The 24633-nt window shown below is 72.4% G+C and carries 24 protein-coding genes; 16 read left to right on the top strand and 8 right to left on the bottom strand.

The features are described from left to right. Positions 1-8: 8 nt before the first annotated feature. On the bottom strand, positions 9-311 hold the full coding sequence (locus tag AW27_RS29355; protein ID WP_037929061.1) for an urease subunit gamma: 303 nt from the start codon (positions 309-311) through the stop codon (positions 9-11). Between the two features lie 346 nt (positions 312-657). Further along, positions 658-1104 (bottom strand): ATP-binding protein, encoded by a 447-nt coding sequence (locus AW27_RS29350; protein ID WP_037929063.1) that lies wholly within the window; start codon positions 1102-1104, stop codon positions 658-660. A 196-nt stretch (positions 1105-1300) separates the two neighbouring features. Between AW27_RS29350 and AW27_RS29345 the strand changes: the two genes are divergently transcribed. Together AW27_RS29345 and AW27_RS29340 are read left to right on the top strand one after the other, a co-directional pair. Continuing rightward, positions 1301-2185 carry a helix-turn-helix domain-containing protein gene (locus tag AW27_RS29345; RefSeq protein ID WP_037929067.1) on the top strand — a complete coding sequence of 295 codons (885 nt, stop codon included), beginning with the start codon at positions 1301-1303 and terminating at the stop codon, positions 2183-2185. A 13-nt stretch (positions 2186-2198) separates the two neighbouring features. Beyond that, complete coding sequence (locus AW27_RS29340) at positions 2199-2429, top strand: DUF397 domain-containing protein (protein WP_037929070.1); 231 nt, start codon at positions 2199-2201, stop codon at positions 2427-2429. A gap of 300 nt (positions 2430-2729) precedes the next feature. Here AW27_RS29340 and AW27_RS29335 read toward each other — a convergent pair whose 3' ends face one another. After that, positions 2730-3899, bottom strand: a complete 1170-nt coding sequence (locus AW27_RS29335) for an 8-amino-7-oxononanoate synthase (protein ID WP_037929073.1) — start codon at positions 3897-3899, stop codon at positions 2730-2732. A 156-nt stretch (positions 3900-4055) separates the two neighbouring features. Between AW27_RS29335 and bioB the strand changes: the two genes are divergently transcribed. The 3 genes from bioB to bioD are packed head-to-tail and all read left to right on the top strand — an operon-like array spanning position 4056 to position 7381. Then, on the top strand, positions 4056-5312 hold the full coding sequence (bioB, locus tag AW27_RS29330; RefSeq protein WP_037929076.1) for a biotin synthase BioB: 1257 nt from the start codon (positions 4056-4058) through the stop codon (positions 5310-5312). Continuing rightward, on the top strand, positions 5305-6627 hold the full coding sequence (locus AW27_RS29325) for an adenosylmethionine--8-amino-7-oxononanoate transaminase (RefSeq protein WP_037929078.1): 1323 nt from the start codon (positions 5305-5307) through the stop codon (positions 6625-6627). Before bioB ends, AW27_RS29325 begins: the two co-directional genes overlap by 8 nt. Before the next feature lie 10 nt (positions 6628-6637). Further along, positions 6638-7381: a dethiobiotin synthase gene (gene bioD / locus AW27_RS29320; RefSeq protein WP_037929082.1), complete on the top strand. Its 744-nt coding sequence runs from the start codon at positions 6638-6640 to the stop codon at positions 7379-7381. A gap of 221 nt (positions 7382-7602) precedes the next feature. Here bioD and AW27_RS29315 read toward each other — a convergent pair whose 3' ends face one another. Beyond that, positions 7603-8040 carry a GNAT family N-acetyltransferase gene (locus AW27_RS29315; protein WP_037929084.1) on the bottom strand — a complete coding sequence of 146 codons (438 nt, stop codon included), beginning with the start codon at positions 8038-8040 and terminating at the stop codon, positions 7603-7605. 209 nt (positions 8041-8249) lie between these two features. Here AW27_RS29315 and AW27_RS29310 point away from each other — a divergent pair, with 209 nt between their 5' ends. The 5 genes from AW27_RS29310 (at position 8250) to mug (ending at position 13521) form a co-directional block, all read left to right on the top strand. Next, positions 8250-9602, top strand: coding sequence for a hemolysin family protein (locus AW27_RS29310; protein ID WP_037929086.1), 1353 nt, complete (start codon positions 8250-8252; stop codon positions 9600-9602). Then, positions 9599-10624, top strand: a complete 1026-nt coding sequence (locus AW27_RS29305; protein WP_037929088.1) for a hemolysin family protein — start codon at positions 9599-9601, stop codon at positions 10622-10624. Before AW27_RS29310 ends, AW27_RS29305 begins: the two co-directional genes overlap by 4 nt. 67 nt (positions 10625-10691) lie before the next feature. Continuing rightward, entirely contained in the window at positions 10692-11474 is a 783-nt protein-coding gene (locus AW27_RS29300; RefSeq protein WP_037929090.1) for an SGNH/GDSL hydrolase family protein, read from the top strand. Between the two features lie 71 nt (positions 11475-11545). Next, entirely contained in the window at positions 11546-12979 is a 1434-nt protein-coding gene (purB, locus tag AW27_RS29295) for an adenylosuccinate lyase (RefSeq protein ID WP_037929094.1), read from the top strand. After that, complete coding sequence (mug, locus tag AW27_RS29290; RefSeq protein WP_037929097.1) at positions 12976-13521, top strand: G/U mismatch-specific DNA glycosylase; 546 nt, start codon at positions 12976-12978, stop codon at positions 13519-13521. The genes purB and mug overlap by 4 nt, the downstream gene beginning before the upstream one ends. A 136-nt stretch (positions 13522-13657) precedes the next feature. Here the strand turns inward: mug and AW27_RS29285 are convergent, their stop codons facing one another. Genes AW27_RS29285 through AW27_RS29275 form a run of 3 tightly spaced genes read right to left on the bottom strand, consistent with a single transcriptional unit; the run spans position 13658 to position 15825 of the window. Next, complete coding sequence (locus AW27_RS29285) at positions 13658-14095, bottom strand: hypothetical protein (protein ID WP_037929099.1); 438 nt, start codon at positions 14093-14095, stop codon at positions 13658-13660. Positions 14096-14135: 40 nt separating this feature from the next. Further along, positions 14136-14885: an ABC transporter permease gene (locus AW27_RS29280; RefSeq protein ID WP_172671415.1), complete on the bottom strand. Its 750-nt coding sequence runs from the start codon at positions 14883-14885 to the stop codon at positions 14136-14138. 28 nt (positions 14886-14913) lie between these two features. Continuing rightward, positions 14914-15825, bottom strand: coding sequence for an ABC transporter ATP-binding protein (locus AW27_RS29275; protein WP_037929104.1), 912 nt, complete (start codon positions 15823-15825; stop codon positions 14914-14916). 108 nt (positions 15826-15933) lie between these two features. On the opposite strand from AW27_RS29275, the gene AW27_RS29270 reads away from it, so the two are divergent. The 3 genes from AW27_RS29270 (at position 15934) to AW27_RS29260 (ending at position 19037) form a co-directional block, all read left to right on the top strand. Next, entirely contained in the window at positions 15934-17112 is a 1179-nt protein-coding gene (locus AW27_RS29270; protein ID WP_037929109.1) for a sensor histidine kinase, read from the top strand. Between the two features lie 4 nt (positions 17113-17116). Further along, entirely contained in the window at positions 17117-17767 is a 651-nt protein-coding gene (locus tag AW27_RS29265) for a response regulator (protein WP_037929111.1), read from the top strand. Between the two features lie 112 nt (positions 17768-17879). Then, the gene (locus AW27_RS29260; protein WP_037929123.1) at positions 17880-19037 is read left to right on the top strand and encodes an ROK family transcriptional regulator; all 1158 of its coding nucleotides are present in this window, start codon (positions 17880-17882) and stop codon (positions 19035-19037) included. A gap of 153 nt (positions 19038-19190) precedes the next feature. Here AW27_RS29260 and AW27_RS29255 read toward each other — a convergent pair whose 3' ends face one another. Then, positions 19191-19958: a GntR family transcriptional regulator gene (locus AW27_RS29255; protein ID WP_037929128.1), complete on the bottom strand. Its 768-nt coding sequence runs from the start codon at positions 19956-19958 to the stop codon at positions 19191-19193. Between the two features lie 288 nt (positions 19959-20246). Between AW27_RS29255 and AW27_RS29250 the strand changes: the two genes are divergently transcribed. From AW27_RS29250 to AW27_RS29240, 3 genes are all read left to right on the top strand, one after another. Next, the gene (locus AW27_RS29250) at positions 20247-21098 is read left to right on the top strand and encodes an alpha/beta fold hydrolase (protein WP_037929130.1); all 852 of its coding nucleotides are present in this window, start codon (positions 20247-20249) and stop codon (positions 21096-21098) included. Between the two features lie 297 nt (positions 21099-21395). Next, on the top strand, positions 21396-22964 hold the full coding sequence (locus tag AW27_RS29245; protein ID WP_037929133.1) for an alkaline phosphatase D family protein: 1569 nt from the start codon (positions 21396-21398) through the stop codon (positions 22962-22964). Positions 22965-23074: 110 nt separating this feature from the next. Beyond that, positions 23075-24529 (top strand): GNAT family N-acetyltransferase, encoded by a 1455-nt coding sequence (locus AW27_RS29240; RefSeq protein WP_037929138.1) that lies wholly within the window; start codon positions 23075-23077, stop codon positions 24527-24529. Positions 24530-24633 lie beyond the last annotated feature (104 nt).

Here is a 24633-nt window from a genome sequence, read left to right as displayed (position 1 = left end):
ACTCCTTGTCAGACGATGGGGTCGTGGACCGTGACGAGTTTCGTGCCGTCCGGGAAGGTCGCCTCGACCTGCACGTCGTGGATCATCTCGGGGATCCCCTCCATGACCTCGGCCCGGGTCAGCACGGTGCGGCCGGAGGCCATGAGCTCGGCCACCGTCCGGCCGTCGCGGGCCCCTTCGAGGATGTGCGAAGTGATCAGCGCCACCGCCTCGGGATGGTTCAGGCGCACTCCGCGCGCCCTCCGCTTCTCGGCCACGTCCGCGGCCACGTGGAGGAGCAGTCGCTCCTGTTCGTGCGGTGTCAGTTGCACTCGTATCACCATGCTTCCGGGACAAGATCGACTTCACGCCGAGGTGACCTTATAGGCGTTCAACACTCTGTTGACCTGCGCATTTCCGACCCAAGCGTCTCTTGCCCAACGCAGGGGAAGGCTTTCCGTTGCGCCGACCGCGGCTTTACCGGCCGATGGGTGATCAATGGCGGACGCACGTGCCCGCCACGCTATGGGCCGATCTTTTCCGCAGAGTTAACCCACGTTTCGGGAAGGCACCCGGTTCGGGCCGGCGGCCCGCCGGCCGGGACTTCCGTATACGGAAGACGCCGGGGGCCCGAGGGCCGCCCGGCGTTCGTGGTGGGTTCGGCGGTGCGACCTGCGGTCAGCAGCCCCTGGCGGCGGCCGGCGCGGCCGCGGTCCAGGGCAGCGCGATCCAGACCGTCTTGCCGCCGTCCTCGGCGGGGGTGACCGAGAGCCGGCCCCCCGCCTCCACGGCGAGCCAGCGGATGATGACCAGCCCGCGGCCGTTGTCCTGCTGGACGGCGGCCGGAAGCCGCTTGGGCCGGCGCGGACAGCTGTCGGTCACCCCGACCCGCAGCCACTCCTCGCGCTCCAGACGGAGGTCGACGGTGAAGGTCGGCGACTGGCCGAAAGTATGCTGCACGGCGTTGGTGGCGAGCTCTGAGACGATCAGCCGGATACTGTCCGCGGCCTCGGCGTCTTCGGGCAGCCCCCATGCGCCCAGCACCTCCCCGACATAGCGTCGGGCAGCGGCCACCGAGGCGGGATCGCTCGGCAGAGTGATGGATGCTTCCTGGTGGTCTGCCATGGCGACGTCCCTTTCCCACCGGAGCGGAATCGCCCCGGATCTGTGCTGGACGCCAGACTGCCACCCATCGTGCCGCCACATCTGCTTTTCCCCAAAGATCTGCATATATCTGTCGCCCGATGCAGTGAACTCTGCTACGGAAGAACGTATTTGGACGGCAAACTGGTGCGACCTGCGCCGGTGGAAGGAGGCGGGCGTGCAGCACGGTCCCGCGGTGCGCCGACGCAAGCTCGGCGAGGAACTGCGTGCCCTGCGTGACCGGTCGGGCCTCACCAGTGGTGAGGCCGCCCGGATCGTGGGATGGCACCAGTCGAAAATCAGCCGCATCGAGACGGGCCGCAGCGGCGTGAAACCGGAGGACATCCGGCTGCTCCTCGACGCCTACGGGGAGGTCGTGAGCCCGGAGCAACGCGCTTTGCTGGAGGCCCTGTCCGCCTCGGCCGCAGGCCCCGGAACGGGCGGCGACACGGGGCGGGGACGGCAGTGGTGGCACGACTACCGGGGGCTGCTGCCCCAGGAGTACCGGGACTTCATCAGCCTGGAGGCGGGAGCCCGGTCCGCCCGTACGGTGGAACTGTCGGTGGTGCCCGGGCTGCTGCAGACCCCCGAGTACGCACGGGCCGTGACCCGGGCCGCGCTCGGCGGGCTTCCGGAACCGAAGGTGGACGCGCTGGTCGACGTACGACTGGCCCGGCAGGCGGTACTGCGGGCCGATCCGCCGCTGGAGCTGAGCGCGGTGCTGGACGAGGCGGTGCTGCGCCGCCAGATCGGCGGGCCCGGGGTGATGGCGGAGCAGCTGCGGCACCTGGCGCAGGTGGCACAGCTCCCCCAGGTGAACGTCCAGGTACTGCCGTTCAGTGTGGGTGGCCATCTCGGCCTCACCGGACCGTTCGTCATTTTCTCATTTACGAACATCTCCGATCTGGATGTGGTGGTACTCGACCATTTGACGAGTAGCCTCTATCTGGAGCGGAAGGAAGACCTAGAGGCGTACGGCGCCGCGTTCCGCACCATTCAGGCGCACGCCCTGCCGCCCCAGGACTCTTGTGAACTCATCAGCTCACTCGCTGACGACGCGTAGAGGAGGCACCCCCGTGTCCGCAACCCCCTTAAGCACCGGCGGACTTCTGATCAGAGCTCCGCGGTGGCGGCGCAGCAGCCGCAGCACCGGAATGAACAACTGCGTGGAGGCGGCCGTCCTCGGCGGCGGCCTGCTGGCCGTCCGCGACTCCAAGCGGACGGACGGCCCGGCCGTACTCTTCACCGGCCCGGCCTGGGACGGCTTCCTCGCCTCCGTACGGACCGGGGCGCCCGCGTCCGCCTAAGGCCCGGGCCGCGGCAGCACACCGCACAGCGCCGCAGGCCACCCGCCGGGCGGTCCCAGCGGGGGCGCGGACCCCGCCTCGTGACGTGACCCGGTGGACCTTCGCGGCCACGGCAGCGGCCCTCTCAGGGCGTGTGGCGACAGTGGCGCCGTCCGCCCGAGGGACGGGCCCCGCGGCGTCCGGTGCGTGCGCTCGCACGGCGCAGGACCGTCCCGTACCGGGCGTACTCGGACGATCCCGACCACGCGGCGGGCGTGCGTGCCGGGCACCGTAGGGCAGGCACGGCGTTCACGACCCGCCCTACGGCGCGGCCCCGGCAGGCGCGGTGGCGACGATCGTCGTGACCGCCCGATCGATCTCCTCCCCCGTCAGGTCGGCCCGGGCGGTCAACCTCAGCCGGGAGATGCCGTCCGGCACCGACGGCGGGCGGAAGCACCCCACGGACAGACCCGCCTCGCGGCAGTCGGCGGCCCAGCGCAGCGCCTCCGGAGCCGACGGGGCACGCACCGACACCACGGCCGCGTCCGGCCGGGCCGCGGTCAGCCCGGCGGCAGTGAGCCTCCCGTACAGCCGGTCGGCCACCGCGCGAGCCCGGTCGGCGCGCTCCGGCTCCCGCCGGAGAAGGCGCAGGCTCGCCAGTGCCGCTCCCGCGGCGGCCGGGGCCAGCCCGGTGTCGAAGATGAAGGTGCGCGCCGTGTTGACCAGGTGCCTGATCACCTTGGCCGGGCCGAGCACGGCACCTCCCTGGCTGCCCAGCGACTTCGACAAGGTCAGGGTGGCCACCACGTAGGGCGCGCCGGCCAGCCCGGCGGCGTGCAGCGCACCACGGCCGCCCTCACCCAATACGCCCAGTCCGTGGGCGTCGTCCACGAGCAGGGCCGCTCCCACGTCCCGGCACACGGCCGCGTGGGCTCCCAGCGGAGCGGCGTCGCCGTCGACGGAGAACACCGAGTCGGTGACCAGCAGGGCCCGGCCCGCGTGCGCGGCGAGCGCCTTGCGCGCGGCGTCCGGGTCGGCGTGCGCGACCACCGCGGTCTCGGCGCGCGAGAGTCGGCAGCCGTCGACGATGGAGGCGTGGTTGCCGGCGTCGGAGACGACGAGCGTGCCCCGGTCGCTGAGCGCCGTCACCGCGGCGAGGTTGGCCGCGTATCCGGAGGACAGGACGAGCGCGGCCTCGAACCCGCAGAAGGCCGCGAGCTCCCGTTCCAGTTCCGCGTGGAGTTCGGTGGTGCCGGTGACGAGGCGGGAGCCGGTGGCCCCGGCGCCCCAGCCCTCGGCCGCCTCGCGGGCCCCGCGGACGGTCTCGGGGTGCCGGGACAGGCCGAGGTAGTCGTTGCTCGCGAGGTCCAGCAGCGGCGACACCGGCGGCCGGGGGCGCAGGGTGCGGACCAGCCCGGCATGCTCCCGTGCCCGCTCCGCGGCGTCGATCCAGGCGAAGACGTCCGCGGGATCGGGAGTGTGCTGGGGCATCGGCATGTCCTCGTGTTTTGTCGGCAGTCCACAGGCCTGCCCGACCCTAGCCGCCGCGACGTGTCCGCCAGGTGTGGTGATACACACACACCCATCCGGCCATGTTGTGCGATCTCTCCTTGGCCGGGATGGGTCGAGTGGTCCAGGATCAGCTCCATGGACCTGCTGAACACCCTGGTGGACAAGGGGCTGCGGCGCGAGCTGCCGACCCGCGAAGAAGCGCTCGCCGTACTGGCGACTTCTGACGACGAACTGCTCGACGTGGTGGCCGCGGCCGGCAAGGTGCGCCGTCAGTGGTTCGGGCGTCGGGTCAAGCTGAACTACCTGGTCAACCTGAAGTCGGGCCTGTGCCCGGAGGACTGCTCCTACTGTTCCCAGCGGCTGGGCTCGACGGCCGGGATCCTCAAGTACACGTGGCTCAAGCCGGAGGAGGCCTCCCAGGCCGCCGCCGCGGGTGTTGCGGGCGGGGCCAAGCGGGTCTGCCTGGTGGCGAGCGGCCGCGGGCCGACGGACCGCGACGTGGAGCGTGTCGGCAAGACGATCGAGGCGATCAAGGAACAGAACGAGGGCATCGAGGTCTGTGCCTGCCTCGGTCTGCTCTCGGACGGCCAGGCGGAGAAGCTGCGCGAGGCCGGCGCAGACGCCTACAACCACAACCTGAACACCTCCGAGGCCACCTACGGCCAGATCACCAAGACCCACACCTACGCCGACCGCGTGGACACCGTGGAGAAGGCCCACGCGGCGGGCCTGTCGGCCTGCTCGGGCCTGATCGCCGGCATGGGCGAGACCGACGAGGACCTCGTCGACGTGGTCTTCTCGCTGCGCGCGCTGGACGCCGACTCGGTCCCGGTCAACTTCCTGATCCCCTTCGAGGGCACGCCGCTGGCCAAGGAGTGGAACCTCACCCCGCAGCGCTGCCTGCGGATCCTGGCGATGGCGCGGTTCGTCTGCCCCGACGTCGAGGTCCGGCTGGCGGGCGGGCGCGAGGTGCACCTGCGCTCGCTGCAGCCGCTGGCGCTGAACATCGTCAACTCGATCTTCCTCGGTGACTACCTCACCAGTGAGGGGCAGGCCGGCCAGGCCGACCTCGACATGATCGCGGACGCCGGTTTCGAGGTGGAGGGCGCCGGTACGACGACCCTTCCCGCGCACCGCTCCGACGCCGCCGACGCGGCCCCCTCCGGCGGCTGCGGTTCTCAGGGCGGTGCCTCGGTGTGCGGTTCGGGCGCGGCCGGGGCCGACGACGCCGTGGGCTGCGGATCGGCGTGCGGCGGCTGTTCGGGGCACCCGCACGCGGAGGCCGCGCCGGTGCCGGAGCAGCCGGCCCAGGCCGGGCCCGGCGAGCTGCGGTCGGACCTGGTGGCGGTGCGCCGCCGCGGCGCGGGGACGGACATCGCGCCCAATGCCTGACCGGTCCCACCCGCGGTCGGCCGGTGCGGAACTGCTCGCGCTGGACCGGCAGCACGTCTGGCACCCGTACGGCCCGATGCCCGGACGGCAGGAGCCGCTGGTCATCGCCTCCGCCACGGGGGTGCGGCTGAGGCTCGCCGACCCGTCCCAGGGGGAAGGTCACGACGAGCTGGTCGACGGCATGTCCTCCTGGTGGTCGGCCATCCACGGCTACAACCACCCGGTGCTCAACGAGGCAGTGACCGCGCAGCTCGGGCGCATGTCGCACGTGATGTTCGGCGGGCTCACCCATGAGCCCGCCGTCCGGCTCGCGGCGAAGCTCGTCGAGATCACCCCGCCCGGACTGGAACACGTCTTCCTCGCCGACTCGGGTTCGGTCTCCGTCGAAGTCGCCGTCAAGATGTGCCTCCAGTACTGGCGTTCGCTCGGGCGCACCGGCAAGACCCGGCTGCTCACCTGGCGCGGCGGCTACCACGGGGACACCTGGCAGCCCATGGCGGTGTGCGACCCGGAGGGCGGCATGCACGAGCTGTGGCAGGGCCACCTGCCGCGGCAGGTCTTCGCGGACGCCCCGCCGGGCGGCTTCGACACGCCCGTGGATCCCGCGTACGCCGACCACCTGCGCGGCATGATCGCCACGCACGCGGACGAGCTGGCCGCCGTGATCGTGGAGCCGGTGGTGCAGGGCGCGGGCGGCATGCGTTTCCACCACCCCGCCCACCTCCGGGTGCTGCGCGAACTGTGCGACGAGTACGGGGTCCTGCTGATCCTGGACGAGATCGCCACAGGTTTCGGCCGTACCGGCGCGCTCTTCGCGGCCGACCACGCCGGAGTCACCCCGGACGTGATGTGCCTGGGCAAGTCCCTGACGGGTGGCTACCTCACGCTGGCGGCGACCTTGTGCACGGAGCGGGTGGCGGACGGGATCTCCCAGGGCGAGGTCCCGGTGCTGGCGCACGGACCGACCTTCATGGGGAACCCTCTGGCCACGGCCGTGGCGCTGGCCTCCGTGGAACTGTTGCTCGGCCAGGACTGGGCGTTCGACGTCAAGCGGATCGAGACGGGGCTGCGCGAGGGCCTGGCGGCCGCGGCCGGGATCCCCGGTGTGCGGGACGTACGGGTCCTGGGCGCCATCGGCGTGGTCCAGCTGGACCACGAGGTCGACGTCGTCGCGGCCACCCGGGCGGCGGTGCGCGAGGGCGTGTGGCTGAGGCCCTTCCGGGACCTGATCTATGTGATGCCGCCGTTCGTCACGGGCGACGCGGACGTGACCCGTATCTGCCGCGCGGTGTGCGCGGCGGCCCAGGAAGGCTGAGAAGGCGCAGATGTCCGTACTGATCGTGTCCGGGACGGGCACGGAGATCGGCAAGACCGTGGTCACCTCTGCCGTTGCGGCGGCGGCCGTGGCGGCCGGCCGCTCGGTGGCGGTGCTCAAGCCCGCACAGACCGGTGTCGGTCCGCAGGAGCCGGGGGACGCGGCGGAGGTGGCACGGCTCGCCGGCCCCTCCGTGACGGCGATGGAACTGGCCCGCTACCCGGAGCCCCTGGCTCCGGACACGGCCGCCCGTCGCGCGGGGCTGCCGACACTGGCCCCGGCGCAGATCGCGGAGGCCGCGCGGCGGCTGTCGGAGGATCACGACCTGGTCCTGGTGGAAGGTGCGGGCGGATTGCTCGTGCAGTTCGACGAGGCGGGCCACACGCTGGCCGACGCGGCGCGCCTGCTGGACGCCCCGACCCTGATCGTCGCCCAGGCGGGTCTGGGCACCCTCAACTCCACGACCCTCACGGCGGAAGCCCTGCGGGTCCGCGGTCTGACCCCGCTGGGTGTGGTGGTCGGCAGCTGGCCGCACTCCCCGGACCTCGCGGCCCGCTGCAACCTGGCGGACCTCCCGAGGTCCTCGGAGCTGCCGCTTTTGGGCGCGGTCCCGGAGTGTTCGGGCACCCTGCCCCCCGAGCGCTTCCGCGCCGCGGCCCCCTCCTGGCTGGCCCCGCCCCTCTCGGGCACCTGGTCGTCGCAGTCCTTCCTCACCACCTGGTCCCCGCCGGCGTTCGTCCCCGCCGGCGCCTGACCGCCGCACCCGCAGGGGAAGGGCTGGCCCTCCGGACCCCGAGCCCGGCCCGGGGCACCGGGTCCGGCTGTGCGGCACCGCCGGGGACCCCGAGCCCGGCCGGCCTGCGCGGCGCGGAGCCCGGGGCGGAGCGCCGGCCATCGCGCTCCGCCGACGCGGGGTGGGCGGAGCCCTCCACCACGGCCTCGCACCGGACCGTCCGGGGACGCGGCCCCGGACCGCTACGGCCCCGCCGGCGGGGCGAGCGGCTTCACCCACCGCGTCCACGCCTCCTGCGGCCCGTACCCGGCCGCCTCCCACGCCGGGTGCGCCCGCTCGTTCCCGTCGAGCACCATCGCGTCGGCCCGCCGCCCGCCGAGCGCGGCGAACCGCTCCTCGGCGGCGGCGAGCAGTGCGCGGCCTGTACCGCGCCGCCGGTGCCCCGGGTGCACGGCGAGCCGGTAGAGGTGGCAGCGCCAGCCGTCGAAGCCCGCGATCACCGTCCCGACCAGCTCACCGTCGCGGTGTGCCAGCAGCAGCGCCTGCGGGTCCCGTTCGTGGAGCTGCTCGACGCCCGCGAGGTCATCGCTGATGCTGGTCCCCTGGGCCGCGGTCTTCCAGAACTCCAGTACGGCACCGAGATCCCCGGCCGAGGCCGGGCCTATGTGAAGATCGCTCATGCCCGCATCCCACCCTCCGGCCGCACGACGCGGGGAGGGTTCCCCATCCGCTTTGCCGTTCCTTTGCCGTCAGGAGCGGATCCACTCGACGGAAAGGTGTGTGAGCGTCCGCCCATGGGCGAGCCCCCGAGTTCTCGACCTTCCGCGTCGCCGCGACGTCGCGCGATCCGCCTCCTCCTGGCCGACCATGGGACGGAGGTGATCGACCGATGACCGAGGTGCTCCTGCTCGTCGTGGCACTGCTGCTCTGCCTTGCCTGCGGCGTCTTCGTCGCGGCCGAGTTCTCCCTCACGACCGTCGAGCGCAGCGAGCTCGTACGGGCCGCCGAGCGCGGTGAGCGCGGTGCCGACAGCGCCCTCGCGGCCGTCCGCACCCTCACCTTCCAGCTCTCCGGCGCCCAGCTCGGGATCACCGTGACCGGCCTGGTCATCGGCATGATCTCCAAGCCGTCGATCGCCGCCCTGCTGCAGGGCCCCTTCGAGGCCGCCGGGCTGTCCGCGGGCGCCGCCTCGTCCACGGCCCTGGTCCTCGGAACGGCCCTGTCCACCGTCGTCCTGATGGTCGTCGGCGAACTGGTGCCGAAGAACTGGGCCATCTCCTCCCCCCTGGTGATCGCCAAGCGGGTGGCGACCTTCCAGCGCGTCTTCAGCCGGGCGTTCCGGCCGCTCATCAGCCACCTCAACACCACGGCGAACCACCTCGTGCGCCGCTTCGGGATGGAGCCGACCGAAGAGCTGGCCTCCGCGCGCACCCCGCAGGAGCTGGTCGCCCTGGCCAGGCACTCCGCGAAGGAGGGCGCCCTGGAGAAGGACACGGCCGAGCTGTTCGTCCGCACCCTGAACCTGGCCGACCTGACCGCGGAGAACGTGATGACGCCGCGCGTCCAGGTCACCGCCCTCGACGTGCAGACCACCGCCGAGGACGTGGCGAACGCGACAATGGCCACCGGCCTCTCCCGCTTCCCCGTGTACCGCGGCAGCCTGGACACCGTCGTGGGCACCGTCCACATCAAGGACGTCCTGGCCCTGCCCGCCGAGGAGCGGCGCCGCCGCCCGGTCTCGCAGCTCCTGCGCGAACCCCTCCTGGTACCGGAGTCGCTGACCGTGGACCGCCTGCTGGACCGGCTGTCCGGCAAGCAGACCATGGCCGTGGTCATCGACGAATACGGCGGCACGGCGGGCGTGGCGACGCTGGAGGACATCGTCGAGGAAGTCGTCGGCGAGGTGCGCGACGAACACGACCCGCACGAGACCCCGGACCTGGCCCCGGCTGGTACGGACGCCGCCGGGCGCCGGCTGTACTCCGCCGACGGTGCCGCCCGCACCGACCAGCTTCGGCGGATCGGGCTGCGGGTGCCGGACGGCCCGTACGAGACCCTGGCCGGCCTGATAGCGACCGAGCTGGGCCGGATCCCGGCCGTCGGCGACAGTCTGGAGCTCGACGGCTGGCGGCTGGACGTGGTGGACGACATCGGACGCCGGGCGGCGCGGGTGCTGCTGCACGCGCCCTTCGGGCCCGCCGGGTCGGCCGGGTCCGCGGACGGGACGGAGGACGCACGATGACCGTGGTCCAGCTGGTGATCGGCCTGGCGACGCTGGTCCTGAACGCCTTCTTCGTCGGCGCGGAGTTCGCGCTGATCTCGGTCCGGCGCAGCCAGATCGAACCGTATGCCGAGCAGGGCGACCTGCGGGGCCGTGCCGTCCTGTGGGGGCTGGAACACGTGTCGGCCCTGATGGCCGCGGCGCAGCTCGGGATCACCCTGTGCACACTGGTGCTGGGCGTGGTGGCCGAGCCGGCCATCGCCCATCTGCTGACCCCGCTGTTCGACCTGGTCGGGGTGCCGTCCGGGCTGACGCACGTGATCTCCTTCGTGGTGGCACTGGCCCTGGCGACGTATCTGCACATGCTCTTCGGCGAGATGCTCCCGAAGAACGTGGCTCTGTCGGAGCCCGTGCGCACGGCACTCCTGCTGGGGCCGCCGCTGGTCACGCTCACCCGGGCGCTGAGGCCGGTGATCTTCACGATCAACGCCTTCGCCAACGCCCTGCTGCGGCTGCTGCGGGTGGAAGTCAAGGACGAGGTCGCGGCGACGTTCTCCGACGACGAGCTGGCCCGGATGGTGAAGGACTCCAGTGACGCCGGGCTCCTCGACGACCGGGCCAGCGAGCGCCTGCACGACGCCCTGGAACTGGGCCGCCGGCCGGTGAACGACGTGGTACTGCCGGCGGAACGGGTGATCTCGGCCCGTGAGGGCGTCACGCCGGCCGGGCTGGAGCGGCTGTCGGCCGAGAGCGGGTACTCCCGTTTCCCGGTGGTCGATGCGCAGCAGGGGATCCTGGGCTACCTGCACGTGAAGGACGCCCTGGATGCGGACGGGGAGTCGCGCGAAGAGCCGTTTCCCGCGTCGGCGCTGCGCCCGATCGCGCAGGTACGGGCGGAGACCCCGCTGGACGACGTACTGACCGCCATGCGGCGCAGCCGCACCCACCTGGCAGCCGTCCTCGGGGCGGAGGGCGCGATGACGGGGCTGGTGACGATGGAAGACGTGCTGCGCGAGCTGTTCGGACGACCTGCCTCCGCGTAGGGCACGGCGGGAGCACGGGTCCCCGGCCCTGCGGGGCAGGGGTACCGCGCGGTAACATCACTCGGCCATGGAGATGAATGCCTCTTACACCAGTCTTGTCGCGGTCGGCGACTCCTTCACCGAGGGCATGTCCGACCTCCTGCCGGACGGCTCCTACCGGGGCTGGGCCGACCTGCTGGCCGCCCGTCTCGCGGCGCGCGAGCCGGGCTTCCGCTACGCGAACCTCGCCGTCCGGGGAAAGCTCATCGGGCAGATCGCGCAGGACCAGGCCCCGGTGGCGGCCGCGATGGGCGCGGACGTGGTCACCCTGGTGGGCGGGCTGAACGACGCCCTGCGTCCCAAGGTGGACATGGGGCTGGTCCGGGACCATCTGGAGGCGGCCGTGGAACTGCTCGCGCCCTCGTGCAAGCAGCTCGTCCTGATGCGCTCCCCGGGACGCAGCGGGCCGGTGATGGAACGCTTCCGCCCCCGCATGGAACAGCTCTTCACCACCATCGACGAGCTCGCGGCCCGGCACGGCGCACTGGTAGTCGACCTCTACGGGGCTCCCGTGCTCGCAGACCCCCGGATGTGGGACGCCGACCGGCTGCACCTGACGGCGGAGGGCCACCGTCGGGTGGCGGAGGCCGTCTGGCAGACGCTGGGCCTGCCCGCCACACTCGACTGGCGCGGCGAGCTTCCGGCCTCCAAACCGCCCGGCTGGGCGGTACGCCGGGCCCAGGACCTGAGCTTCGCCCGGCAGCACCTGCTCCCCTGGATCGGCCGCCGGCTGACGGGCCGCTCCTCCGGCGACGGCCGGCCGGCCAAGCGCCCCGAGCTACAGCCCTACGGAGATGCACCGCTCTCGTAGCAAGGCACAATCACGACCGGCGGCCCGACCTGCGTAAACACACAGCTGCGGCCCAAGTAGAATCCCTACACGTGACTGCCAAGCCCCGCATCCCCAATGTCCTGGCCGGCCGCTACGCCTCCGCGGAGCTCGCCGTGCTGTGGTCCCCCGAGTACAAGGTGACGCTGGAGCGGCGGCTGTGGCTCGCCGTGCTGCGCGCCCAGAAGGACCTCGGCATCGAGGTCCCGGACGCGGCCCTCGCCGACTACGAGCGCGTCCTGGAGGACGTCGACCTCGCCTCCATCGCCGAGCGCGAGAAGATCACCCGGCACGACGTGAAGGCCCGGATCGAGGAGTTCAACGCCCTCGCCGGCCACGAGCACGTCCACAAGGGCATGACCTCCCGCGACCTGACCGAGAACGTCGAGCAGCTACAGATCCGCCTCTCGCTGGAGCTGGCCCGCGACCGCACGGTCGCCGTGCTCGCCCGCCTCGGCAAGCTGGCCGGCGAGCACGCCGAGCTGGTCATGGCCGGCCGCTCCCACAACGTGGCCGCGCAGGCGACCACCCTGGGCAAGCGGTTCGCGACGGCGGCCGACGAACTGCTGGTGGCCTACGACCGCCTGGAGAACCTCCTCGAGCGCTACCCCCTGCGCGGCATCAAGGGCCCGGTCGGCACCGCCCAGGACATGCTCGACCTGCTCGGCGGCGACGCCACCAAGCTCGCCGACCTCGAGCAGCGCATCGCCGCCCACCTCGGCTTCGCGCACGCCTTCACCTCGGTCGGCCAGGTGTACCCGCGCTCCCTCGACTACGACGTGGTCACCGCGCTGGTCCAGCTGGCCGCAGCACCCTCCTCGATCGCCAAGACGATCCGCCTGATGGCAGGCCACGAACTGGTCACCGAGGGCTTTAAGCCCGGCCAGGTCGGCTCCTCCGCGATGCCGCACAAGATGAACACCCGTTCCTGCGAGCGCGTGAACGGCCTCATGGTCATCCTGCGCGGCTACGCCTCGATGACCGGCGAGCTGGCCGGCGACCAGTGGAACGAGGGCGACGTCTCCTGCTCCGTGGTCCGCCGCGTGGCCCTCCCCGACGCCTTCTTCGCCTTCGACGGCCTGCTGGAGACCTTCCTGACGGTCCTGGACGAGTTCGGCGCATTCCCCGCGGTCGTTGCTCGTGAGCTGGACCGCTACCTGCCGTTCCTCGCGACCACGAAGGTCCTGATGGGCGCGGTGCGTGCGGGTGTGGGCCGCGAGGCCGCGCACGAGGTCATCAAGGAGCACGCCGTGGCCTCCGCGCTCGCCATGCGCGAGCAGGGCGCCGAGCGCAACGAGCTGTTGGACAAGCTGGCAACCGACGAGCGAATGCCGCTGGACCGGCCCCAGCTCGACGCACTGATGGCGGACAAGCTCTCCTTCACCGGAGCCGCGGGCGACCAGGTCGCCGCGGTCCTCTCTCGCATCGAGGCGATCGCCAAGCAGCACCCGGAGGCCGCCGGGTACGCGCCGGGGTCGATCCTCTGAGCCCCGAGGAACTGGCAGCCGCCCGCGACCGCGTCCTCCCGGACGTGGTCGCGGGCGGTCTGCGCGTGCTGTTCTGCGGCATCAACCCCGGCCTCCTCTCCGCCGCGACGGGCCACCACTTCGCCCGCCCCGGCAACCGTTTCTGGCCGGTCCTGCACCTCTCGGGCTTCACCCCTCGCCGCCTGGCACCGGCCGAGCAGGAGGAGCTCCTCGCATACCGCCTCGGCATCACCAACGTCGTGGCGCGCGCCACGGCCCGCGCCGACGAGTTGAGCGCGGAGGAGTTCCGCGAGGGCGGCCGCATCCTGACGGCCAAGGTGGAACTCCTGCGCCCCCAATGGCTGGCAGTGGTGGGAGTGACCGCCTATCGCACGGCCTTCGGCGAGAAGAAGGCACAGATCGGCCCCCAGGAGCGCACCATCGGCTCCACCCGCATTTGGGCCCTTCCCAACCCCAGCGGCCTCAACGCCCACTGGACCGCGGACTCCATGGCCCAGGAGTACGCCCGCCTCCGCGAGGCCGCGGAATCCCCGGCCGACTAGAGCGTGTGGCGGACCGGGCAGGCCGGTCGGCCCGGCAGCTCTCGACCAGGACGTCCGGACCTCGGCCCAGTGGAACCCGGTCCCGATCGCGCCGTTCCCCAGACCCGGATGTAGCCACGCTCCGGCAGGTATGTGCCTAGGGCGGATCCGCGACCGTGGCCCCTGCCGTCAGCACGTAGGAGTCCTCGCTGTCCCTCTGCGTCACGCAGGCCACCAGCCAGCGCTCCCCGGCCCGCCACAGATGGACGTGGTCGGTGCCGCAGCTCAGTTCCCTCCACGGCTCCGGTATCGCCTCTCCTTCCAGCACACGGTCTCTCAGTGTCCCCAGGCTGAAGACGTGCGGATCGCCCCACCGGTTGGTCACGGCCTGGGTGAGCGCCCCGTACTCGGCACTGATCTGGTCGGCGGCCTCGATGCGGCCCGAGCCGTCGTCGTCCCAGAAGCCCCGCGTCCGGGACAGGCCCACCAGATGGAATCCCGGACCGCTGCTGCTGTCGACGGTCCGGACCGGCACCTGTGGGAACTCCTTCGCCAGAAGCCGGTCGATCGTGTCGAGGTGCTCTGCCGTGGTCATGGCGCCAGTATCCCCAGCCGCACTGACAACTGGCCCGGTGTCACGCGTCCCTCCGGCACACCGCCAGCCAGCCGCTGAGCATCGCGGCCCCGGCCCACAGGGCCGTCACGCCGAGCCCGGTCCAGGGGCCGAGGTCACCCTCTGTCCGGGAGCGCAGCACCAACTGCCCGGCATGGTCCGGCAGGAAGCGGGCCGCACCCCCTGCAGCCTCACCGACGACGAAGGACACGATCAGTACGAAGGGTATGAGCAGGCTGAGGACGACGGTCCCGCTGCGCAGCACCGCGGTCAGTCCGGCCGCGAACAGCACCATCAGTGTGAGGTAGAGCCCGCTGCCGACAACCGCGCGGTAAGTGCCCGGGTCGCCGAGCGCGAGGGCGTGCCGGCCCATGAACGCCTGCCCCGCGACGAAGGTGGCCAGCCCGGTGACCTGACCCGCCATCAAGGCCAGGACGCCCAACGTCACGATCTTCGACAGGTAGAAACGCGTTCGGTTCGGCACCGCCGTCAGTGAGGTGCTCAGCGCCCTGTTGTGGAACTCGCAGGACACAGCGCCGGCGCCGAAGACCATGGCGGCGATCTGGCCGAAGGAGATGCCGGAGAAAGCGGCGAAGAGCGGATCGTCACCCAGGCCTCCGCCTTCGGACCGGCCGGTGGCGGAAGCCATCAGGGCCTGGACTCCCACGGTGACGACGAAGGTGGCTATAAGCCCCCCGAGCGTTCCACGCAGGGACCGTATCTTGATCCATTCCGAGTGCAGGGCGGGGACGGTGGGCAGGGCGGCACACACGGCGGGGCCTCCTTGAGGGTCGGTGACGTCAGCGAGTCGCGGTGAACTGTGCGTGTTCCGCTGTGAGATCGAGGTACGCCTGCTCCAGTGAGGCGCGCTCGTCGGACAGTTCCAGCACGGGGATGCCCTCTCGGGCTGCCAGGTTGCCGAGCTCCTCCGCCTGTATGCCTTCGACGGTCCATCGCCCCTCGTCGGCCAAGGCCAGGGCGAAGCCGTCCCGGGCCAGAGCGGCCCGCAGCCGCACCGGTTCGGAGGTCCGCAGGCGCGCTCTGCGGGTGCTGCGGGCGTCGATGAACTCCGCCATCGACGTGTCGGCCAGCAGCCGGCCCCCGCCGAGGACGACCAAGTGGTCGGCGAGCGCCGAGGTCTCGGACATGAGGTGGCTGGAAACAAGAACGATGCGCCCTTCGGCGGCGAGGCTGCGCATCAGCTCGCGGATCCAGATGATGCCCTCGGGGTCGAGCCCGTTGGCCGGCTCGTCCAGGATGACCACCCCGGGTTCGCCCAGCAGCGCGGCGGCGATGCCGAGGCGCTGGCGCATCCCCAGTGAGAAGGATTTGATCCGCCGCCCGGCCACGGAGGCCATTCCGGCCTGCTCCAGGACCTCTTCGACCCGGCGGGGCGCGATACGGCCGGCGGCGGCGAGGAGGCGCAGGTGGTCGCGGGCGGTCCGGCCGCCGTGCGCAGACTGGGTGTCCAGGAGGGCCCCGACCCGGTGCAGCGGGTCCGGCAGGTCCCGGTAGTGCCGGCCGCCGATCGTGGCGGTTCCGGAGGTGGGCCGGTCCAGACCCAGCAGGAGGCGCATGGTGGTCGACTTCCCGGCGCCGTTGGGGCCCAGGAAGCCGGTGACCCGGCCGGGCAGGACGTCGAAGGTGAGGCCGTCCACCGCACGGTGGGCGCCGTATGCCTTGGTCAGTTCTCGGAACTCGAGGCTGTTCATGGCTCAAGGCTCGCCGCCGTCCCCAATCCTCTCCCTCCCCCGTGCGAGGGTGCCGTCTCCCCCACGTGGGGGAGACGGCCGTGAGGAGGGCGCTGCCACCATGGAGGCATGTACCGACTGCTGCGGGCTCCGTTCCAACCAGTGACCTATTCACGCTGGTTGCACCTCTGTGTGCCGCTGCTACTGGTGGCCATGTGGATGTTCGTGGTGCCGGACTGGCCGTGGGGACCACTGCTGCTCGTCCTGCCGTTCGGGCTGGTGCCCTGGGTGCGGCTCGCGGAGGGCCTCCAGGCTCAGTTCCTCCTCACCCCGTACGATCGCGGGTCCCCCGACGGCGCCATAAGCCTTGCTCCTTCTGCTCGCTGGGGTGACCGCTGGCGCACGGTGCTGTGGCTGGAGACACGGATGGTCATCGCGACGGGCGCGATGGCCGCCACCGTCTGGCTGCCCGTGCTGACCGTCGAGCTCATCTCTCACGCCCTCGGGTATGCGTCGGATCCCGGGCCCCTGACGCCCTTCATGCCGGAGCGCCGCTGGGTCGCCGCGCTGCTGGCACCTCTTCCGCTCGTCGCCCTGATGGTCGTCGTGGTCCTGCTCGGCGAGCTGATCACTGCCATTGCCACCCGGCTGCTGGGCCCTTCGGCGGCCGAGCGGCTGAGCGCACTGGAGGCACGTACGGAGCAGTTGCTGGAGCGCACCCGGATCGCACGGGAGCTGCACGACTCGATCGGGCACGCGCTCACGGTGGCGGTGGTTCAGGCCGGGGCGGCCCGCGCCGCGGGTGATGCCGCCTTCACCGACCGGGCGCTGTGCGCCATCGAGGAGACGGGCCGGGCCGCGCTGGAGGACCTGGAGCGGGTACTCGGGGTGTTGAGGGAGTCCGGTCAGCCGCCGTCGCGAAGGCCGACACTGGCCGAGGCCGACCGGCTGCTGGAATCGGCCCGTGCTTCCGGCTCCGAGGTGGACGCGAAGCTCACCGGGCCGGTGGAGCAGCTGCCGGGGCCGGTCACCCGGGAGGGTTACCGCATCCTGCAGGAGTCGCTCACCAACGTGCTGCGCCACTGCGGGCCGGTACCGGTCCGGGTGCGGGTGGCGGTGACCGTGGACCGGCTTGATCTGGAGGTGACGAACGCCCTGCGGGGCAGGCCCGGTCTCTCGCTCGGCGGCGGGAGCGGACTGCGCGGCATCCGGGAACGCGCCGCCCTGCTCGGCGGGGAGGCAGAGACCGGACCGTACGAGGGTGGCTGGCGGGTGCGCGCACGGCTTCCGCTGGAGCGAATACGCTGACCAGATGCCGGTCACCGTACTGCTCGTCGACGACGAACCCCTGGTCCGCGCTGGTCTGCGGGCTGTCCTGGACTCCCAACCCGACATCGAGGTGGTCGGTGAGGCAGCCGACGGCGCCTCGGTGATCCCGCTCGTGCGGCAGCTGCGGCCGGACGTGGTGGCCATGGACGTGCGGATGCCTCTGCTCGACGGGATCGAGGCGACCCGCGCGGTGCTGCGGACGGTGGACTCCCCGCCGAAGATCCTCGTTGTGACCACCTTCGAGAACGACGAGTACGTCTACCAGGCGCTGCGGGCCGGAGCGGACGGGTTCCTCCTGAAGCGGGCCCGGCCTTCGGAGATCGTGCACGCGGTACGGCTGGTCGCGGAGGGCGAGACGCTGCTCTTCCCTGCGGCCGTGCGGGCCCTGGCCGCGGAATACGGCAACCGGCAGGCGCGGGAGGTACTGGAGCGGGCCGCCCTGACCGAGCGGGAGGAGGCGGTCCTACGGCTCGTGGCCCGGGGGCTCACGAATGTGGAGATCGCCTCCGAGCTGATCATCGGGACGGAGACGGTCAAGTCACATGTCAGTGCGATCCTGGCGAAGCTGGGGGTCCGCGACCGCACGCAAGCGGTGATCACCGCGTACGAGTCCGGGTTCGTCTCACCCGCCTGAGCGGCCCCGGGCTGCAGGGGGACGCTCCGGCTGATGGGGGGCTGCTTCTCGCCGCCGTAACCACCGCGCAGTACGATCCGGCTGACAAGCTCGCTAGCTGGGAGGACACACGTTGGGGCAGCTGACCGGCGGGGATCCTTCTCTGCTCCGGCGGATCAATTCCGCGGTGGTGCTGCGGGCACTGCGCACGGCCGGGTCGCCGACGCTCACCGACCTGACACGGCTGACCGGCCTCTCCCGGCCGACCGTCGAAGGGGTCGTGGAGGGGCTGATGGGGACTGGGCTCGTCGTCGAGGCCGAAGCGGAGGAGGGCGCGCGGCGGCAGGGGCGGCCGGCCCGTCGGTTCCGGTTCCGGGCCGAGGCGGGGCACCTGCTCGGCATAGAGATCGGCGCGCACCGGGTCGCGGTGCTGCTGTCCGGGCTGGACGGCCGCATCATCGGCGCGGGCACCAAGGAGGTCGCCGAGACGGCCTCGGCCGACGAGCGGCTGGAGCGGGTGCGTGCGGCCGTCGCCGACCTGCTGCGCCGGGCAGGCGTGCCGCGTGACTCCCTGCGGGCGGTCGGGGTCGGCAGCCCCGGGATCGTGGAGGCGGACGGCACGGTACGTCTCGGGACCGCTCTGCCGGGCTGGACCGGGCTGCCCCTCGGGGACCGGCTGCGGCGCTCGTTCCGCTGCCCGGTGCAGGTGGAGAACGACGCCAACGCGGCAGCGGTCGCCGAGCACTGGAAGGGCGCCGCGCGGGACACCGGGGACATGGTGTTCGTGATGGCGGGGCTCAGCCCCGGTGCGGGCTCGCTCATCGGCGGCCGGCTCCACCGGGGCTTCGGCGGGGCGGCCGGGGAGATCGGCGCCCTGCACCTGCTGGGCCGTGAGGCGACGCCCGAGCGGCTGCTGTCCACGACCGGCGAGCCGTTGCACCCGCTCGACGAGCCGGCGGTCGCCGAGGTGTTCGCGAAGGCCAAGCGCGGCGACGAGCGGGCCGTCGCCGCCGTGGACCGGTTCCTGCAGCGCCTGGTGCACGACGTGGCGGCGCTGGTCCTGGCGATGGATCCGGAGCTGGTGGTCGTCGGCGGCTGGGCGGCCGGCCTGGACGGGGTCCTGGAGCCGCTGCGCCGGGAGCTGGCACGCTACTGCCTGCGCCCGCCGCGGGTGGCCCTGTCGCTGCTCGGCGAGGCGGCAGTGGCGACCGGTGCCCTCAGGCTCGCGCTCGACCACGTCGAGGAGGAGCTCTTCGCCGTGGAGAAGACCGTCACGGCCCGCAGCCGCTGACGCCACGCGCAGTGGGACGCAGCGCTCCTGCCCGGGGACCTGCGGACCCGGGGACCGGCGCACCGCCGGAAAACGGTACGGCCGTGGTCCCGCGCCCGCCCCACGGACGCGGGACCGGACGGGGACCACGGCCGTACCGGCCCGGTCGGGGTGTCAGGAGGCGACGGGCTCGTGCGTGATCTCGACGCCGCCCGTGTCTCCGAAGGTGAGGCGGCAGGTGTCGGCGCGGTAGGTGGCCACCGAGACCGCGGCCGTACCCGCGGCGGTGAAGTACCGGGTGGTGACCAGGAGCACCGGTGCGCCGGGCAGCCGGTCCAGTTCCTTCGCGTCGTCGGCGCGGGCGGAGCCGAGCTCCACCGAGCGGTCCTGGCCGTCGAGGACGAGCCGCTGCAGCTCGCGCAGGACGGCACGCGCGCGGGCCGGTCCCGACGGGGCCTCGATGGCGGGCAGTCCGGGCACCGAAGCCGCCGGAACGTACAGCAGTTCGGCGGCGACGGCCTGACCGTTCGTCATCCTGGTGCGGCGTACGGTGTGGACCGGCTGGTCGGCGGCGAACGCCCCGCCGCTGCCGAGGAGTCCCAGCACCGCGGCGGGCGGCAGGGACTCCGAGGTGTCCTGCGGCTCCCAACCGTCGGCGGCCTCCCCGGGCCAGCTGTGGTGCGCGCCGCCGACGGCGACGCCGACCCGCGGCGGGGCGACGGTGGTGCCGACACCGCGACGGCGCTGCAGACGGCCTTCGAGCTCCAGCTGCTCCAGCGCCTGGCGCAGGGTCGCGCGGGCGACTCCGAAGCGGGCTGCGAGTTCACGCTCGTTGGGCAGCACCTCGCCGACGGCGAAGTCCTGGTCGAGCGCCTCGCTGAGGACGGTCTTGAGGTGCCAGTACTTCGGTTCCGGCACCGTTTCCAGTTGCGTGGTCCCCACCCTGACTCCTCCTGCCATCGCTGCACTCGCCGTGTGTTCCAGCGGCAGTTCTGCGCCCTTGTTTATTAAAGGTTCCTGCACTATCCCTGCGACGATAGGACGGCGCACCCCCTTGGTCAAGACCAATGCTCATACCTTTGCCGGGCAGATCGGGCATATGTATCAAGCCGTTCATGGGATGTTCTCGTGGGCCGCAAGGGCTTGTAGTCAAGGGCTACCCGACGGTAATCATGGCGGTGGGCACTCCTGACAGCCTGTCTCGCAGCAGTCCAACCGACGAGGAGCAGCATGACCGCCACGGTCTCCTTCACGATCGACGCGCCGCTCGGCCCCCGCACCGCCACCGTCGCCTACGAGCGCAAAGGCTCCGGCGAACCTCTCCTGCTGCTGCACGGCATCGGCCACCACCTCCAGGCCTGGCACCCGGTGGCCGACATCCTGGCCTCCGAGCACGATGTGATAGCCGTCGACCTGCCCGGCTTCGGCGCCTCGGAGCCGCTGCCCAGCGGCGTGCCGTACTCCCTCGGCACCGTGGCCCCGGCGCTCGGAGCGCTGTGCACCGCGCTCGGCGTCGAACGACCGCACGTCGCGGGCAACTCCCTCGGCGGCCTGCTCGCCCTCGAAATGGGCCGGAGCGGTCTCGTCCGCTCGGTCACGGCCCTCTCCCCCGCCGGGTTCTGGACCGAGGGGGAACGCCGATACGCCTTCGCCGCGCTCCGCGCGATGCGGGCGGGCGCCCGGACGCTGCCCCTGCCCGCCGTCCGTCACCTCTCCCGCAGCGCCGCCGGCCGAACCGCACTCACCGGCACCATCTACGCCCGCCCGGACCGCCGTTCGCCCGAGGCCGTGGTCGCCGAGACGCTCGCCCTGCGACACGCCACCGGATTCGACGACACCCTGGCCGCGGGTGGCTCTGCACGCTTCACCGACGACGTGCCGGGGCTGCCGGTCACCATCGCGTGGGGCACCCGCGACCGGTTGCTGCTGCGCCGACAGGGCGTCCGTGCCAAGCACACCGTCCCCAGCGCACGGCTGGTCCGCCTCCCGGGCTGCGGCCACGTCCCGATGGGTGACGACCCGGCGCTCGTCTCCCGGGTGGTGCTGGACACAGCGCGCAGCGCCGCCGTCCCGGTCGCGTGAGGGAGCGGGACGGCGCGGGACAGCGCGGGACGGCACGGGAAGACGCGGGACGGTGCGGGAAGACGAGAGGGCCCGGGAAGACGCGAGAGGGCCCGGGAAGGCGCGGGAGACCCCGGGTCGGGAGGACACGGGAGAGCCCGCAAGGACGTCGGAGCAGCCGGGGTCACATGGTTGCACGGCTCAACGGTTCAGCGGCCGACGGCTGTTCATCCGTGGTTCGCGTGGGCGACGCGGCCGGGCCGGTGCGCGACGGCACGCTGGTCCGACCCGTCCTCGCCGCCCCCAGGAGACGCTCCGATGGCATCGACCCCGCACACCCGACGGTCCCTCATCGGCGGTTCCCTCGCCCTGTCGTCCGCGCTGCTCGCCGCTCCGGCGCTCGCCGCCCCCGCCTTCGCCCGCTCCGGTCGGCCGAACGCGCGCTGGGGCGTCCAGTCCGGCGAGATCACCGCGCACTCGGCCACCGTGTGGACCCGTTCCGACCGTCTCGCGCGCATGTACGTCGAGACCTCTCCGAGCGAGGCGTTCCGCTACGCCGTACGCCGCCACCGCGGCCCGCTGCTCGGTCCGTCCAGCGACTTCACCGGAACCACCGGCCTGCGTGACCTCCCGCCCGGACAGCAGATCCACTACCGGGTCGTCCTGGCCGACCCGGACGACCCGCGCCGCACCGCCGAGCCCGTCCACGGCACCTTCCGCACCACCCCGGTCTCACGCCGCCGCGACGTGCGCTTCGTGTGGTCCGGCGACCTGGCCGGCCAGGGCTGGGGCATCAACCCCGACATCGGCGGCTACCGCGTCTTCGACGAGATGCGCCGGCACGACCCCGACTTCTTCCTCTTCAGCGGGGACACCATCTACGCCGACGGGCCGATCAAGTCGGCGGTGCCGCTGCGCGACGGCACCGTATGGCGCAACATCACCACCGCGGAGAAGTCGAAGGTCGCCGAGACCCTCGACGAGTTCCGCGGGAACTTCCGCTACAACCTCCTCGACCGCAACCTCCTCAATTTCAACGCCCAGGTCCCCGTCCTCGCCCAATGGGACGACCACGAGGTGCGCAACAACTGGTACCCCGGCCAGTTGATCGACGACCCCCGCTACACCGTCAAGGAGGTCGACACCCTCGCCATCCGTGCGCGCCGCGCCTTCGGCGAGTACTTCCCCGTCACCGACCTACGGGGCGGCCGTGCCGAGGGCCGGATGTACCGCGTGATGCGCTACGGCCCGCTGCTCGACGTCTTCGTTCTCGACATGCGCACCTACCGCAACGCGAACTCCCCGGGCGACCTGACCGAGGACCCCGTCGGCATCCTCGGCCCCGAGCAGCTGGCCTGGATCAAGCGCGAGCTCTCGCGTTCCCGGGCCACCTGGAAGGTCATCGCCTCCGACATGCCCCTGGGCATCGTCGTCCCCGACGGAGCGACGGACTTCGAGGCCGTCGCCCAGGGCGACCCCGGCGCCCCGCTGGGCCGGGAGCTGCAGATCGCCGAACTGCTGCGGCACATCAAGCACCAGCGCATCACCGGCACCCTGTGGCTCACTGCCGACGTGCACTACACGGCCGCGAACCACTACGCCCCCGAGCGCGCCGCCTTCGCCGACTTCGCACCGTTCTGGGAGTTCGTCTCCGGCCCCATCGGGGCCGGCGGCTTCCCTGCAGGGCGGCTCGACGCCACTTTCGGCCCGCATACGGCCTTCGTACAGTCGGCCCCGTTCGCCAATATGTCGCCGTCCGAGCACCCCCCGTACTACGGAGAGGTCGGCATCGACGGCGGCAGCGGCGAGCTCACCGTCCGGCTGCGCCGCCAGGGCGGCGGCATTCTCTTCACCAGGACCCTCCAGCCGGGGCGTGTGGGCCAGTAGGTTGACTAGAACACCCGCGAAAACCGGGTGAAATAGGCCAGATGGACACTTAACCAGTCGGTCACAGATCGTTCGTGATCACGCAACACCCTTGGGCAACAGTGTCGTGCATGACTGACCGCGCCCACGCCTCCGCCCACGCCTCCGCCCAGCGTCCCCACCGCCACCACTGGCGCCGCGACGTCGTCGAACTGGCCGCCCTGTTCTGCGCCGTCACGGTCGCCGACGCCATCGCCAATCTCGTCGTACACGGCCCCAGGGGCCCGGTCCTACTGGTCGCATCAGCCATCGCACTGCTCCTGACCGCCGCCTTCCACACGTGGTGGGCCCGGCGCCACAGCCATGCGCCGCCGCAGCACACACCACCGAAGGGCACACCACCGCCGGACGGCCCGGCCGGTTCGCCGCCCGACGCCTCCGGCACGGCCGGGACCACCGCACTGTGGCGGATGCGCACGACCGTACGGGACCAGCCCGGCTCACTGGCCGTCCTCTGCACCGCGCTCGCCCGCAACGGCGTGGACATCCTGACCCTCCAGACGCACCCGCTGCCCGAGGGCGGCACCGTGGACGAGTTCCTGCTGCGGGCCCCGCAGCAACTCCCCTCGGGCGACCTCACCCGCGCCGTTTCCCGGGCCGGCGGGCACAGCACCTGGATCGAGCGCGCCGACGCCCACGACCTCGTCGACACCCCGACCCGACTGCTGGGCCTGGCCACCCGCACCGCACTGGACGCCGCCGAGCTCCCCCTCGCCCTGCGCCAGCTGCTGGGCCGCTGCACGATCCACTCGATCCCGGCGACCACCCTCTCCGGCCGCCCGAACGCGGGCGCGGACGCCCCGGTCGAGGGAGTGCTGGAGGCGACGGTCATGCGGCTGCGCGACCCCTCGGGCGGCGCGATCACCGTGGAGCGGCCCTATCTGCCCTTCACCCCGACCGAGTTCGCGCGGGCCCGCGCCCTGGTCGAACTCGACGCGCGGCTCGGCCCGCGCGTCCCGCGCAGCCAGGACGTCCTGACCCTCCCCGAGGGCAACGAGATCACCGTGCGCCGCGCCGACGGCTCCGACCTGCCCGCGGCCCGGGCCATGCACGACCGCTGCTCCGAGCGGACCCTCGGGCTGCGCTACCACGGACCCGTGGCCGACGCCGACCGTTACCTCGGCCACCTGCTCGGCCCCCGCTTCGGCCGCACCCTCGCCGCCACGACCGCGTCCGGCAAGCTCGTCGCCCTCGGCCACCTGCTATGGGACGGGGATGAGACGGAGATCGCCCTGCTGATCGAGGACGACTGGCAACGCCGCGGCATCGGCTCCGAACTGCTGCGCCGGCTCGTCGCCCTGGCCGTCGAGGCCGGGTGCGACAGCGTGTACGCCGTCACCCAGGCCGCCAACACCGGCATGGTCGCCGCGATGCGCGGTCTCGGGCTCCCCCTCGACTACCAGATCGAGGAGGGCACCCTGGTGATCACGGCACGGCTGGACGCGCCCGGTGCCGGCCCGCGGCTGCCGCACGAGCTCCCCCTCGGACTGCCGCGCGAGCACCGCGCTCCGCGCCGCCCGCACTGAACCCGCTGACCGCGGCCGCTGCGGCGGCCGCAGCCGCCCGCTCCCGACGGAGCGGGCGGCTCCGTAAGGTTTTCGCCAAACTCCGCGCCGCCCCCTCGTCGGCC

It is taken from the genome of Streptomyces sp. PCS3-D2 (assembly GCF_000612545.2).
Taxonomy (GTDB): domain Bacteria; phylum Actinomycetota; class Actinomycetes; order Streptomycetales; family Streptomycetaceae; genus Streptomyces.
Note: the sequence above shows the minus strand (reverse complement) of the source record. Positions and strands in the feature narration are given on the sequence as shown.

Coding starts and splice junctions, on each gene's coding strand:
- AW27_RS29270 (WP_037929109.1), top strand. CDS start 15,934: ATGTACCGACTGCTGCGGGCTCCGTTCCAACCAGTGACCTATTCACGC.
- AW27_RS29300 (WP_037929090.1), top strand. CDS start 10,692: ATGGAGATGAATGCCTCTTACACCAGTCTTGTCGCGGTCGGCGACTCC.
- AW27_RS29350 (WP_037929063.1), bottom strand. CDS start 1,104: ATGGCAGACCACCAGGAAGCATCCATCACTCTGCCGAGCGATCCCGCC.
- bioB (WP_037929076.1), top strand. CDS start 4,056: ATGGACCTGCTGAACACCCTGGTGGACAAGGGGCTGCGGCGCGAGCTG.
- AW27_RS29305 (WP_037929088.1), top strand. CDS start 9,599: ATGACCGTGGTCCAGCTGGTGATCGGCCTGGCGACGCTGGTCCTGAAC.
- AW27_RS29245 (WP_037929133.1), top strand. CDS start 21,396: ATGGCATCGACCCCGCACACCCGACGGTCCCTCATCGGCGGTTCCCTC.
- AW27_RS29315 (WP_037929084.1), bottom strand. CDS start 8,040: ATGAGCGATCTTCACATAGGCCCGGCCTCGGCCGGGGATCTCGGTGCC.
- AW27_RS29265 (WP_037929111.1), top strand. CDS start 17,117: ATGCCGGTCACCGTACTGCTCGTCGACGACGAACCCCTGGTCCGCGCT.
- AW27_RS29285 (WP_037929099.1), bottom strand. CDS start 14,095: ATGACCACGGCAGAGCACCTCGACACGATCGACCGGCTTCTGGCGAAG.
- AW27_RS29335 (WP_037929073.1), bottom strand. CDS start 3,899: ATGCCCCAGCACACTCCCGATCCCGCGGACGTCTTCGCCTGGATCGAC.
- AW27_RS29310 (WP_037929086.1), top strand. CDS start 8,250: ATGACCGAGGTGCTCCTGCTCGTCGTGGCACTGCTGCTCTGCCTTGCC.
- AW27_RS29325 (WP_037929078.1), top strand. CDS start 5,305: ATGCCTGACCGGTCCCACCCGCGGTCGGCCGGTGCGGAACTGCTCGCG.
- AW27_RS29250 (WP_037929130.1), top strand. CDS start 20,247: ATGACCGCCACGGTCTCCTTCACGATCGACGCGCCGCTCGGCCCCCGC.
- bioD (WP_037929082.1), top strand. CDS start 6,638: ATGTCCGTACTGATCGTGTCCGGGACGGGCACGGAGATCGGCAAGACC.
- AW27_RS29240 (WP_037929138.1), top strand. CDS start 23,075: ATGACTGACCGCGCCCACGCCTCCGCCCACGCCTCCGCCCAGCGTCCC.
- AW27_RS29275 (WP_037929104.1), bottom strand. CDS start 15,825: ATGAACAGCCTCGAGTTCCGAGAACTGACCAAGGCATACGGCGCCCAC.